Raw genomic sequence first — 13,047 nt, forward strand, 5'->3', positions numbered from 1 at the left:
ATCAAAGCCCCGTCAATCCGGTGCATGCGGGGCAAGCGCCCCGGCCGTTGAAGCTGCGCGCGTTTCTCGACTTCATGTCGCGGCGCCTCGAGGCGCGCATGTCCACCGCTTGAATTCCCCGCGTTATTGCGCGCGAGTATCAACTGTTGTTCATCGCAGGCGGTTTCTGTCAGCGTCGTTCGTGCGTAATCTTGGCTCGCAATAGGGAAAACGCAAGGCGAGACGCAATGGATATGTCAGCAATCACCGCCATCAAGGCTTCCGCGCCCATCGAACCCGCGCTTGCGGAGCAGCCCGCGTGGCGCCGGGTGTTTCGCGAGGGCGCGCTCACGGTGGGACTCATCCTGCCGCTCGAAACGCATCCGGACTCGCCTTTCCCGACCATGCGCGATCATGTCGCCATGGCGCAGCGCGCCGAGTCGATGGGTTTGGCCGCGCTGTGGATGCGCGACATCCCGTTCTACGACCCCGCGTATGGCGACGCCGGGCAGATTTTCGAACCGCTGGTGTATATCGCCAGCCTTGCGGCAGTGACGAGCGAGGTCGCGCTCGGCACGACCGGCATCGTCTTGCCGATGCGCGACCCGCTCTTGCTGGCCAAGCAGGCGAATTCGCTCGACCAGTTGACGAATGGAAGGCTGCTGTTGGGCATGTCGTCGGGAGATCGGCCCTCCGAGTATCCTGTTTTCGGCATCGACTTCGATACGCGCGGCGAGCGGTTTCGCGACGCCTTCCAGACCTACCGCACGGTCGGCGAGCAACCCTTTCCTGTGTTCTCCTCACTCCGCTTCGGCAAATCGGATGGCACGCTCGACATGCTGCCCAAGCCGCAGTACGGACGCATCCCGGCGATTGCGGTTGGACGGGCGCAGCAGAGTCTCGAATGGATCGCGGCGCATATGGACGGTTACCTCGGCTTCGTGCCCGGCCCCGACGCGCTCGATGCATTCGTGCGCGGCTGGAACGAGCACGTCGCTCAGTCGATGGGCCGCGAAGCCTTCAAGCCGATTGCGTTTGGCGGCTACCTCTATCTGCACCCAAGGCCTGACTACCCGTTCCGCGCCATCAAGGGCGGATTCGTCATCGGCAGCCGCTCGCTCAGATACTTTCTCGAGCAGGCACGAGAAGCGGGCGTCAGCCACGTCGCGCTGAATCCGAAAGTCACGCCTCGCCCGTATGCCGACGTATTGGACGAATTGCACAGCGAAGTACTGCCGTACTTTATCCCGGAGGTTTCTCATGCAACACGCGAACATACGTGAAGCGCTGCATGCGCACTGGCAAGCGTCGGCGGCCGGCGATCTCGAAGCCGAACATGACATCTACGCCGACGACGCCATCTGCGACTATCCCCAATCGGGCGAACGCATCCATGGGCGCAGGAATTTGCAGGCCCTACGCGGACATCACCCCGACAGGCCGTCCGGTTTCAAGGTCAGACGAATGCAGGGAGAAGGCAATCTCTGGGTGACCGAGTACACCATCACATACCAGGGGCGATCTGCTTTCACCGTGAGCATCATGAAGTTCCATGACGGCAAGGTCGTGCACGAAACTCAATATTTTTCGGATCCCTTTGAGGCGCCCGGTTGGCGCAGCCAATGGGTTCAGAAGATCACACCCACTTAGCCGATAACCAACTTGGCTTTAGCTCCTGGACGCCTTCCAATGGCCCAGGGGTGCACCCGTACAAAAGCGAGTGGTAGCCGGCCATGCCCGGCCGGCCAACTTCGAGCGCGCGGCGCATTCACGCCGCGCTTCGCTCACTTCGACGCGGGCATGGCGAATTCAGCGCCCTTGTCGATGCTGTCGGGCCAGCGCTGCGTCACGCTCTTGTAGCGCGTGTAGAAGCGTACGGCTTCCTCGCCGTAGGCGTGATGATCGCCGAACAGCGAGCGCTTCCAGCCTCCGAACGAATGCCACGCCGACGGCACTGGACTCGGCACGTTGATGCCCACCATGCCGATCTGAATCTTCCTGGTGAACGTGCGCGCCGCTGCGCCATCCGCTGTGAACAGGGTGACGCAATTGCCCAGTTCGTGCGCGTTGACAAGTTCGATTGCACTGGCGAGATCCGGGACGCGCACCACCGAAAGCACCGGCCCGAAGATTTCTTCCCGGTAGATTTTCATATTCGGCTGCACGTTGTCGAAGAGCGTGCCGCCGAGGAAGAAGCCCTCTTCGTGCCCCGCCACGGTATGGCCACGCCCGTCCACGACGAGCTTCGCGCCAGCCTCGACGCCCGCATCGATATAGCTCCGCACCTTGGTGCGATGTGCGGCACTGATAAGCGGCCCCATGTCCAGATCGGGCTCCATGCCCGAACCGATGCGCAGCGCGCGCACGCGCGTGGCGAGACGCTCGACCAGTTCGTCGCCGATGCGCCCTACCGCCACCGCGACCGAAGTCGCCATGCACCGCTCGCCCGCTGAGCCGTATGCCGAGTTGATCAGCGCATCGACGGCTTGATCGAGATTGGCGTCGGGCATCACGACGAGATGATTCTTCGCGCTGCCCAGCGCCTGCACGCGCTTGCCGCGTTTGGCGCCCTCCGCGTAGATATATTCGGCCACCGGCGTGGAGGCGACGACGGACATCGCTGCTACGTCGGGATGCTGAATCAGCGCGTCGACGGTGCCCTTGTCGCCATTCACCACGTTGAAAACACCTTTGGGAAAACCCGCCTCGATGAAGAGTTCCGCCAGCCGGATCGACGACGACGGCGTGCGCTCCGAAGGCTTGAGGATGAATGTATTGCCGGTCGCGGCGGCCATGACGAACATCCAGCACGGCACCACCACCGGAAAATTGAACGGTGTGACGCCGGCAATCACGCCCAGGGGCTGACGCAAATTCCAGCTGTCGATGCCGCTGCTGCTTTGATCGGTGAAATCGGTCTTGAGCAGGTTCGGAATGCCGCACGCGAATTCAACGATTTCGATGCCGCGCATCACCTCGCCCCTGGCGTCCGAGAGCAGCTTCCCGTGGTCGCGTGTAATGAGTTCGGCGATTTCGTCCAGGTGTGCCTCTAGCAGCTCCTTGAACCTGAACATCAAGCGTGCGCGCTTGAGCGGCGGGGTTTCGCTCCAGGCCCCAAAGGCGGTCTTTGCGGCCGCGACGGCGGCGGCAACTTCAGTGGTATTGGCAACCGGCACGCGCGCTGAAACGCGGCCGTGGGCGGGATCGTACACGTCGTTGAATCGGCCGCTCGCGCCAGCGGTGTATTCACCGTCGATGAAATGTTTCAGTTGGCGCACCGCGCCCTGGTTTGCTTCGCTCATACGTCCATCCTTTACAGGTCCAGCGCTGCGCATGGATCGAAAAGAGTCCGCATTTCAGCGCGCATCAAGTCAAGTGGCCGGGCATCTGCATGACTCCCCGCCGGGATCGACAGTCATTGACCACCGACGAGAACAGTCTATGTTTTACGGCTGCCGACTGAGGTGCTAGCTGCGACGGTTTCGGGACATTCCGGGCTCGTTTCCGGCCAGGGCGACCAAGCGGAAGTCTTCGCTATCCGAAGAGTCGAATGGCGTGGCGATGCGGCGCTAAACACGGACTGGCGGCGAGGCGTTGCCTTGTGCGGGAAGCGTGAAATGAAAGCGGGCGCCAACGGGGTCGTTCGGCGTCACCCATAAGCGCCCGCCGTGGCTTTGCACGATCGAGCGGCAAATGGGCAATCCCATGCCCAGACCGTCGGACTTGGTCGTGAAAAAAGCCTCGAATACGTCCTCCGGATTGCCGGCGCCGAGACCCGGCCCAGAATCCTGCACGGTAATGCAAAGTTCGTTTTCGCCGGCCCTATCCGTGCGGACAAGTAACGTGCGCTCGCCGGTTTTCATTTCGCTCATCGCTTCGAGGGCGTTGATCATCAGATTGAGCATGACCTGCTGCAGTTGCACCCGGTCGCCCTGAACGCGCGGCAACTCCTCGGTAAGCTCCACCGTGAGTTCAACCCTGGACTTGCCGGCTTCGCCGCGCACGAGCGCGATCAGTTCCTGAATCATGTCGTTGACATCGAGCCCATCGGTGCGCAGCGGCTCTTTCTTGAAGTAAGCGCGGGTCCTGTCGACAATGCCATTGGCGCGGTCGCTGTCCGCGACGATCCGGGTCAGCGCGAGACGCGCTTCGTCGAAATTCGGTGGGCGGGCCGCGAGCCAGCGCAAGGCCGCGCTCGCATACGCCGCGATCGCGGTGATCGGCTGCTTCACTTCATGCGCGATCGACGCCGATAGCTGACCCATCGTCGCCACGCGGTTCGAATGCGCCAACACCGTCTGAAGTTCGCGGTAGCGTCGTTCGCTGTCGCGCACATCCTGTTGCGCACGCTTCTGCCCGGTCAGGTCCAGGATGAACGCGACGCCCTGCCCCTCGCGGTCGCCGAATGCCGCTGCGCCAACCATAACGGGCACCCGGCTGCCGTCCTTGCGAAAATATTCCTTCTCGAATGGTTTGGCGCTACCCGTGGCCGTCAATTCGGCCCTCACATGTTCATCGCGTTCGTGCCATTCCGGCGGAGTGAGGTCGGGCCAGCGAATCCGCCCGGATCGGAGATCTTCGGCGGAATAACCCACGATGCGCAGAAACGCATCGTTGGCGTCGACGACATTGCCTTCCAAGTCCCAGATGTGGATGCCGATGATATTGGAATCCACCAGACGCCGCACCTTTGCTTCGCGTTCCTGAAGATCGGCATACAGACGAGTGTTCTCCAGAGAAATGGCAGCCTGCGACGCGAGCAAATCGAGCAGTGCGGAGCGGCGTGCGGTGAACACGTGCGAAGTCTCGGTGTTCTCCAGATACAGCAACCCACTGAGTTTTCCCTGTCTGACGAGCGGCAGGCAGAAGACGGACCGCGTGGCTCCGCTCGCCAGATACCCGTCTTCAGGAAAAAGACCGGATGTCACGGCATCGTCGATGATGACGCGCTTGCCCGTGTGCATGACGTAACGCAGCAGCGCGGCCGGTGTCGCGCAGCCGCTATCCGGCAAACGCTTCACCTCGATTCCGTTGCCGTCGATACGCGCTTCCGCCTCGACGCGGTAGCCGTCTGGCTGCTCGGGCATGATCAGCAGACCACGGTCGGCGCCTGCGGTTTCCAGCGCGATCGTCATCAGGCGCTCGACCAGGCTCTTCAGTTCGATCTCGCTGGAAAGTGCGTGGGATGCCTTGAGCAGCGTTGCGGCGTCGAACTGACGCCAACCGAAGCTGAGCGTCGAGGTCAGCGTGCTGCCTTCGAGATCGGCCAGACGCGGGAATTCGCCGTCGAGCTGCACGATCTTGCTTTGCGCGCCCCATGCGACGAAGCATCGGCGCGCATTGCGCAAATGGCCTTCGGCGCTGGTCGCGAGACCCATGCGCAAATAGAAGCGGCCGGCAAGTTCGCTGGCGAGGCCTTCGTGATGCGCAAAGCCATTCTCGCGAGCGGAGCGAATGGCCTGCTCGTAAAGGTGCATCGCGTCGAGATCGCGCCCTTCCAGACGCGCGAATTCCGCGCCGAGCAACGCATGGCGGTTTTGATAGTTCTCCGGACAGTGTGCGGCCCAGATTTCAAACTTCTCGAGTGCCTCGGCTAGCGTGCGTTTGTAAATCCTCTGCTGCTCGGCGGAGGACTGGGGATAAAGCGCCGTCAGCGTCAGCATATGAAAAAAGTGAAAGGTCGGCTCAATCGCCAGCGCCATCACCGGACTAAGTACTGCCTGTGCCCGCTGCGCGGCCTTCAGCGCATCGGCGTAACGGCCTTCGAGAAACGCGAGAATGACTTTGATGATTCGATAGACGCCAATGGCACAACCGAAATTCGACTTGACGATCGACGCGAAACAGGCGGTTTCGTCGAAGGTCTCGTCATTCAGATCGAAAGCTTTGGCGGTCCGTCCCCGCAGACTGATGACGCATTGCCGTTCGACGCGAATCAGTTCGTAGACCGCGTCGTTGTGGCTCTGCCGCATGAGCGCCGCGTACCTTTCCGCTATCGCCTGCACGTCTTCGAGCGCGGCCCCGCTCTCGAGCGCCTGCCAAACCGCGTTGAACGCCACGTTGCCGGCAAAAACGAAATCGCCCGCTTCCATACATTCGGCTGTCGCCCGTTCCAGCACCGGAAGATTCTCGGCGATGTGGCGGCGCCAGAAATTGACATGAGCGCCATACAGGTGCAGCAGTTTCCCATTGAGGTGCCGATTACCGAACTTCTCGTTTAGCTTCAGCGACATCTCCGAAACCTGAACCGCAGTTGGGATGTCGCCGATCAGCGAAACCAGGATGAGCGCGTAATTGCCGAACGCAAAACTGGAGTTCTCGGTATTGCCGTGCTGCAAGGACAGATTGACCGCCTTTAGCGCGATGAGCGGATAAAACGCGGGCCGCGCCGCAAAAGCGCAGTTCATCGCCTGCAGGAGCAGATTGACGATCGCGTGGATCGCAGGGTCCGTCGCCACCGGCGCGTCAACCAGTTCGCCGATGGAGCGGCCGGCCTGATTGACGCGGACGTCGTGCAAGGCGGTATGGAACGCCGCCTGAATCTCCTGGTCGGTGTCAGGAAAGCAGACACCGAAGCCGCGAAGCGCGACGAGCGCGACCGCGAAGCTTTCGTCATATCTTCCGGCGAGCTGATACAACTCGATGCGCAGGCTGTAGACCTTTGCGCGGTCAAGACTGGAGTGCGCCGCGGCAAGCATCATGTCCGCCAGGGCATCCGCTTTTGCAAAATCGCCCACCAGATATTCGCACTCCGCTAACGCAAGATAGAGTTCGAACGTGCTCTCGTAGCGCCGCGTCCACGCATCGGGCGACAGCAACGCCACGGCTTGCGCCAGATAGCCGCGCGCGGCCACGTAGGCCGTCGAACGCATGGCCCGCCTTCCCGCGATGAGGTTCAAGGCAACGGCCTGCTCACGCTCCGTTTCGTCCACGATCAGCGCCGCGCCGCGATTGAGATGATTGACGATATCGAAAATCGCATCTTCGAGTGCATCCGGCGGTGTGCGCGACACCAGCGCACGGCCTATGCGCAGTTGCGCGGCGGCACGCTCGTCGGCGGGAATGAGAGCGTACGCTGCCTCCTGCACCCGATCGTGCGCGAATACATAGACATTGGCCTCGCGAAACACCAGGCCCGCTCGCACGGCTTCCCACAGGTCAGCGTGCATCTTCTCTTCGGAGCCGCCTCGAACCCAGGTCAGCGCGGCGACTTCGGCAACATCGCCCAGGCACGCCAACTGGCCTAGTGCGTCGCGCGCGGCGGGCGGCAGCCGGCTCAACCTGGTCGCCATCAGATCGGCGACGTTCTCGGTGTAGCCTTTTGCGCGAATGCGCGGCAGTTCCCAACGCCATTTCGCCGCGCGCGGGTCGAATGTGAGCAGGCCTTCATCGGCGAGCGCGGTCAGAAACTGGATCGTGAAGAACGGATTGCCGCCGCTTTTCTCATGCGCCAGTTGCGCGAGCGGTGCGGCGTTCGCGCGGTCACAGTGAAGTGCATCCGCCACGAGGTGTGCCACGCTGTCCCTCGTGAGCGGTGCAAGCTCGATTTGCCGCACTCTGCCTTCGGCCTGGGCAATCGACTCGAGCGTGCGGGCAAATGGGTGCGAAGCGTCGACCTCATTGTCCCGATAGGCGCCGACCAGCAGAACGTGCCGCACGTCCGGATGCGTGGCGAGATGCGCGAGCAGATCGAGCGTCGCCGTATCCACCCACTGCAGGTCGTCGATAAACAAGGCGAGTGGGTGCTCTGGCCGCGCAAATACGCCGAGAAAACGTCGAAATACTATCTGGAAGCGATTTTGCGCGTCTTGAGGTGGCAGCGTCGGTGCGGCCGGCTGCTCACCGATGATGAGCGCAAGCTCGGGAATCAGATTCACGATGAGTTGCCCGTTGGGCCCGAGCGCTTCCATCAATGCGCGCCGCCACGGCTCGACCTCGGCTTCCCGCTTGCTCAGCAGGTTGCGCACGAGGCTCTGGAAGGCTTGCGCGAAAGGCACGTACGGAATGCCGCGCCGGTACTGGTCGAACTTGCCGGACGCGAAGAGACCGCGCGGCGGGACCAACACCCTGTGCAGCTCGTTCACGACCGACGACTTGCCGATGCCTGGATAGCCCGAGATCAGCACCAGTTCGACCGACCCGCTGCCCACCACGCGATCGAACGCGGTGGTCAGTGCCTCGATTTCCGCCTCGCGCCCGTACAGCTTCTCGGGGATCAGCAACTGGTCGGACGCGTCGTGCTCCCCCAGCGGGAAGGGGTCGATGCGATGCTGCGCTTCCCATGCTGTGAGGCATGAGCGCAAATCGGCCTCCAATCCCGCCGCAGTCTGATACCGGTCTTCGGCGGCCTTCGAAAGCAGCTTCAGCACGATGCCCTCGAGCGCCTGCGGAATCGCGTCGCGCAACGCACGGGGCGGCGTGGGCTTGCGCGCGATATGGCAATGAATCCACTCCATCGCGTCCGAGGCCTTGAACGGCAGCGACCCGGTGAGCATTTCGTAAAGCGTGACGCCGAAAGAATAGAGATCGCTGCGCGTGTCGATCGAACGGTTCATGCGTCCGGTCTGCTCAGGCGCCATATACGCGAAGCTTCCGGCCACGATCTCGGGCGGTGGGGGCGGCTGATGTTCGTGCGGCAGTTGCGAAGCAATGCCGAAGCCGGTGAGCCGCACGTTGCCGCTGCTGTCGACGAGCACGTTCGCCGGCTTGATGTCTTTATGAACGAGGCCACATCGATGCACGTGGCCCACCACCTTCGCCAGATTGACCGCGATGCGCAACAGGCGCGCGAGTTCGAACGGGCCCGCAAGCGAGCGACTGAGCGGCTCGCCGCCGTCGTCGTCGAGCACGAGCATGGGCGGCTCTCTGTGCCGGTAGAACGCGAGAGGCCGCGCCGCCCAGCTCGAATCGAGCAACGCGGCAAACCCGTATTCGCGCTCGAGGCGCTTCACGCCCGCCAGGTCCGCACGCGTGGCGACTAGCGCGAGCACCGAGACGGGATGGCTGGGTTTGCGGGCGCGATACAGTGAAAAATCGCCGTCGTCGCGCAGCGGCTCCAGCTCATATCCAGCGAGATCCACGGCGGACGCTCCTGTCATGATGCGATTTTCATTCGCAGATGATTTTGCGCGCGCGCCCGTCTTTGCGCCATTGCCGGCGCAGCGAAGTCATCGATTGACCTGAACAATGGACATCGAGCGATGGATTACCCGCCATAGGTCGACTGCCATCCCGCTCGCAGCGCTTTACAAAGCGTAATAAGATTCGTGGCCGCCGTGGCTCTGCGCTATTCGAGGTTTGCTACTGCGCGACCGAGAGCGCGCGCTCGTTGATGGTCACGGCCTGCGCCAGCCGGTCGCGGCGGCGCTGTTCGGCCTCGTAGGTTACGAGCGCGTCGTCCACCTCCTGCCACGCGCCCAGCACCGTCTCCTCGTAGGCGATCGCAGCCTCCTGTTGTTGCGCCTCACGCAGCTGCGCCGCTTCTTTCAGGCGACTGCCTTTGAAGAGGGGCCGTCGTGAAAGGGCCGACGACGAACTGCCCGGGCGCCCAAGTGGCCAGACTCGAGGGTTGCAGACTCTGAAAGCCCGCACTTCCGCTGAGCAGTCAGCGTGAACGCGGTTTGCCCAGATCGTCTCACACGCCTGCTTGAGGAAGGCGTGGATATCGCCATAAGTATCGGTCATCTCGAAGAATCGTCCACATTTGGGGGCGTTTCGGCTCCATGCGGCGGCAAACCTTCGCGGCTCCCGCTTATTTCGCCGAGCATGGAGAACCCGCGCATCCGCGCGATCTGGTCAGCCACATTTGCGTTTCTGTTACCGGAGTTTCGCAACCGCGGAAATCTGGTGCCCACTTTTCGTGTCATACGAGCAGGAATCAACGCCGGTCAACCTGCTTCATCTCAAGCGGCGCGGGACGAGCCGAAAAATTCGGTCTTTCATGTCCTTCGTTACTGAAACGCTGCGAAACAATGCGTATCTTCTATGCTATGCGAGAGCGGCGTGACGACCGAAGGCGAATGCATGCTGAGTCAACGCGATAGTGAACTTTCAAGGCGTTCCGAAGCGCATGCCCAATATCTACAGCCGCTTATTCATTCACGCGACACGTCAGCCGTCATACTGAGTTCTCGGTAGCCAACTCGGACCGGGAATCGTCGTTATGCACTCGTCCCTCCCCCGGAATCGCACGTGAAGTTCTTTTGGGGTGATGCTCAGCCCCCGAGACAACGCCATGCGCATATGCGGGGCGCGATGAAAGCGCCGCATTTGAATGCCAGCGTCTTGAGCGGCGAATCAGGGTCCTCCAGGAGTTTCCACGCCATGTCGACGCGAACCCGCTCGACGAACGTGCGGCGGGAACAACGCCAGAACGTTGTTGATGCAGTCGCATGGAAGCTAGCCTGATCCCAAGCAAAGTAAGCGTCGTTCGTATGGCTTTTTCACTGCGCGTCATCGCGCCCGGCTTGCTGCCATTTGTTCCTGCGACTCACAACTGTTTGTCCACGTCCCGTATTCACGCCGGAGGCGTAGATGCGTAAATTTGTCGTCATCGGAACAGCAAGCCCGATCAGAAAGATAGTCCAACCTATTTCGAGGTTTAGATGAGTCAATCCCCCAAAGTCGTCGTGATCACTGGCGCATCGCAAGGTATCGGCGCGGAAACCGCCAAGGCATTCCGCGCTCTCGGCCACCAGGTGGTCGCAACGTCGCGCAACATCAAACAGACTGACGATGGCAATCTAGTTGCAGTGGCCGGCGATATCGCCGACCCGGCCACGGGTCGCCGTGTCATCGAAACGGCCGTGTCGCGCTTTGGCCGCATCGATACGCTCATCAACAATGCCGGCATTTTTTTGGCAAAGCCGTTCACCCAATACACGGCTGAGGATTACGCGACGGTGACCGCTACCAATCTCGCGGGGTTCTTTCATATCACGCAGCTCGCAATTGCGGAGATGGAAAAGCGCGAGCGCGGGCACGTCGTCACGATCACGACGACGCTCGTCGATCACGCGATCGACGACGTGCCGTCGGTGCTGGCCTCGCTGAGCAAGGGCGGTCTCGCCGCCGCAACGCGCTCGCTGGCTATCGAGTATGCCAGGCGCGGCATTCGCGCCAACGCGGTTTCGCCCGGCATCATCAAGTCGCCGATGCACGCGCCCGAAACCCACGCCGCGCTCGGCGCGCTGCATCCGATGGGACATATGGGCGAGATGAACGACATCGTGAACGCCATTCTCTATCTCGACTCGGCGCCATTCGTGACGGGCGAAATCCTTCACGTCGACGGCGGTCAGGTCGCCGGCCACTAAAGCGCGCTGCGCTCCACTGGCTCCGCCGGACAGACGAGGAGCGCCGTTCGCCGGCGCGCCTTGCAAAGATCAACATTAAGGAAAGCGAAATGCCGATCGTCACAATTCAGGTTACACGCGAGGGCACACGGCCCGGCACGGATTCCGTCACCGCGGAAGAAAAGGCCCAGCTTATCAAGGGCGTGAGCCAGCTCATGCTTGACGTGCTGAACAAACCGCTGGAGGCGACCTTCGTGGTCATCGAAGAAGTGCCAACGGAAAACTGGGGATGGGGTGGCCTGCCTACCGACGTCTATCGACGACAGAAGGGACTCATCAAGTAAACGCGCGTGGCCCGCTCGAGAGCGAGCTTCGCGCGCAATTGCACCGGTTGCATTGTGCCGCTATCAATTTTCATCTCAGGCCTCGCATGAACACGGACGAGGGACTTCGAACACGTTCGCGCAATAGCCGCGCGAACCTGGCGGCAATGGCTGGCAACAAACACGCCTCACGCCCGGACCCATGGGAGCAGACACTCCTGCTACTCGACAGGCTGGGTGCGGCGGAATCACGCGCACAGAGCCTCAGCTCCACCGAACCCGCACCCAGTGCGCGCATCGCCGGGCCACACCGCAACGACGGAAGGTGCGGCAAAGGGCGCGACGCTACGATCGACGCACCCTGCGCAGCCGTCGTTACGCTGCTCGAGCGCCTCTCCCCCCGAACCGTTGTGTTGCGCTGGTGCTCCGCCTCGTGCCACTACGGCTATCAAATCTGGGTCTGCGCAAAGGCACGCCGGGCCGGCATGTGCGCGGTGAGCGGCAAAGCGATCCGTGGCGGCGATATCATCTACCGGCCCTCTACCCGAACGCCTGTCCTTCCCCTGAACGTGAACGCCATGATTCATCTTGCTGCTTTCGGCTGATGGCGGATCGGTAATCTGATTCGGCGCGCCAAGCGCGTCGACCGGAATTCTCTGCAACCGGAAGTTGTGAAAATGCATTCAAGGAGAGCATCGTGAAGATTCTGATGGTTTTGACTTCGCACGACGAATTGGGCAATACGGGACGCAAGACCGGGTTCTGGCTCGAGGAACTCGCCGCGCCCTACTACGTGTTCAAGGACGCCGGCGCGCAGATCGTGCTTGCGTCGCCCAAGGGTGGCAAGCCTCCACTAGACCCCAAGAGCAACGAGCCGGACTTTCAGACTGACCTGACACGTCGCTTCGAAGCAGACCCGGCTGCGGTGGCGGATCTGGGCAACACGGCAAAGCTCAAGGATGTCGCCCATGACGAATTCGACGCCGTGTTCTACCCCGGCGGCCATGGTCCACTCTGGGATCTCGCGGAAGACCCTGACTCCATCGGGCTTATCGAGCGCACGATCGCAGCCGGGAAGCCCGTCGATCTCGTCTGCCACGCGCCCGGGGTTCTGCGACACGTGAAGGGCCCGGATGGCAAGCCGCTCGTCAACGGCAAGTCGGTCACCGGCTTTACGAACAGCGAGGAGGAAGCGGTTGGGCTCACCAAGGTGGTCCCGTTCCTCGTTGAAGACGAGCTCAAGGCGAAGGGCGGAAACTTTTCGAAGGGCCCCGACTGGCAGCCGTATGTGCTCGAAGACGGGCTGCTGCTCACCGGCCAGAATCCCGCATCGTCGGGGCCGGCCGCAAAGGCATTGCTGGAGAAGTTGAGCAAGCGTCACTGAGACTCGGCCCTCGTGCCAAAAGAGTGGCGGCTGCCCGGCGCGGGCGCCGCCCGCAACTCATCATGGC

8 protein-coding genes and 1 pseudogene are annotated in these 13,047 nt (G+C 62.0%); 6 read left to right on the top strand and 3 right to left on the bottom strand.

Annotated elements, in window-relative coordinates:
* The first annotated feature begins 227 nt into the window (after nucleotides 1-227).
* Nucleotides 228-1,262, top strand: coding sequence for an LLM class oxidoreductase (locus QFZ91_RS32220; RefSeq protein ID WP_429569678.1), 1,035 nt, complete (start codon nucleotides 228-230; stop codon nucleotides 1,260-1,262).
* Entirely contained in the window at nucleotides 1,240-1,629 is a 390-nt protein-coding gene (locus tag QFZ91_RS32225) for a nuclear transport factor 2 family protein (RefSeq protein WP_176105813.1), read from the top strand. Before QFZ91_RS32220 ends, QFZ91_RS32225 begins: the two co-directional genes overlap by 23 nt.
* A gap of 134 nt (nucleotides 1,630-1,763) precedes the next feature.
* Here the strand turns inward: QFZ91_RS32225 and QFZ91_RS32230 are convergent, their stop codons facing one another.
* The 3 genes and pseudogenes from QFZ91_RS32230 to QFZ91_RS32240 form a co-directional block, all read right to left on the bottom strand.
* A complete protein-coding gene (locus QFZ91_RS32230) occupies nucleotides 1,764-3,281 on the bottom strand; it encodes a CoA-acylating methylmalonate-semialdehyde dehydrogenase (RefSeq protein ID WP_176383585.1) in 1,518 nt (505 codons plus the stop codon).
* Nucleotides 3,282-3,548: 267 nt separating this feature from the next.
* Complete coding sequence (locus tag QFZ91_RS32235; protein WP_429569679.1) at nucleotides 3,549-9,059, bottom strand: trifunctional serine/threonine-protein kinase/ATP-binding protein/sensor histidine kinase; 5,511 nt, start codon at nucleotides 9,057-9,059, stop codon at nucleotides 3,549-3,551.
* A gap of 125 nt (nucleotides 9,060-9,184) precedes the next feature.
* Nucleotides 9,185-9,580 (bottom strand): annotated as a pseudogene (locus QFZ91_RS32240) (efflux transporter outer membrane subunit); the annotation flags it as partial.
* Nucleotides 9,581-10,583: 1,003 nt separating this feature from the next.
* Here QFZ91_RS32240 and QFZ91_RS32245 point away from each other — a divergent pair.
* The 4 genes from QFZ91_RS32245 (at nucleotide 10,584) to QFZ91_RS32260 (ending at nucleotide 12,980) form a co-directional block, all read left to right on the top strand.
* Nucleotides 10,584-11,294, top strand: coding sequence for an SDR family NAD(P)-dependent oxidoreductase (locus tag QFZ91_RS32245; protein ID WP_429569680.1), 711 nt, complete (start codon nucleotides 10,584-10,586; stop codon nucleotides 11,292-11,294).
* Between the two features lie 89 nt (nucleotides 11,295-11,383).
* Complete coding sequence (locus QFZ91_RS32250) at nucleotides 11,384-11,617, top strand: tautomerase family protein (RefSeq protein ID WP_176383589.1); 234 nt, start codon at nucleotides 11,384-11,386, stop codon at nucleotides 11,615-11,617.
* A gap of 86 nt (nucleotides 11,618-11,703) precedes the next feature.
* Nucleotides 11,704-12,201, top strand: a complete 498-nt coding sequence (locus QFZ91_RS32255; RefSeq protein WP_429569681.1) for a DUF3331 domain-containing protein — start codon at nucleotides 11,704-11,706, stop codon at nucleotides 12,199-12,201.
* Nucleotides 12,202-12,293: 92 nt separating this feature from the next.
* Nucleotides 12,294-12,980: a type 1 glutamine amidotransferase domain-containing protein gene (locus QFZ91_RS32260; protein WP_176383590.1), complete on the top strand. Its 687-nt coding sequence runs from the start codon at nucleotides 12,294-12,296 to the stop codon at nucleotides 12,978-12,980.
* The last annotated feature ends 67 nt before the right edge of the window (nucleotides 12,981-13,047 follow it).

Origin of the sequence: Paraburkholderia sp. JPY419 (assembly GCF_050435705.1) — a bacterium.
In the GTDB taxonomy this organism is placed as follows: Bacteria; Pseudomonadota; Gammaproteobacteria; order Burkholderiales; family Burkholderiaceae; genus Paraburkholderia; species Paraburkholderia youngii.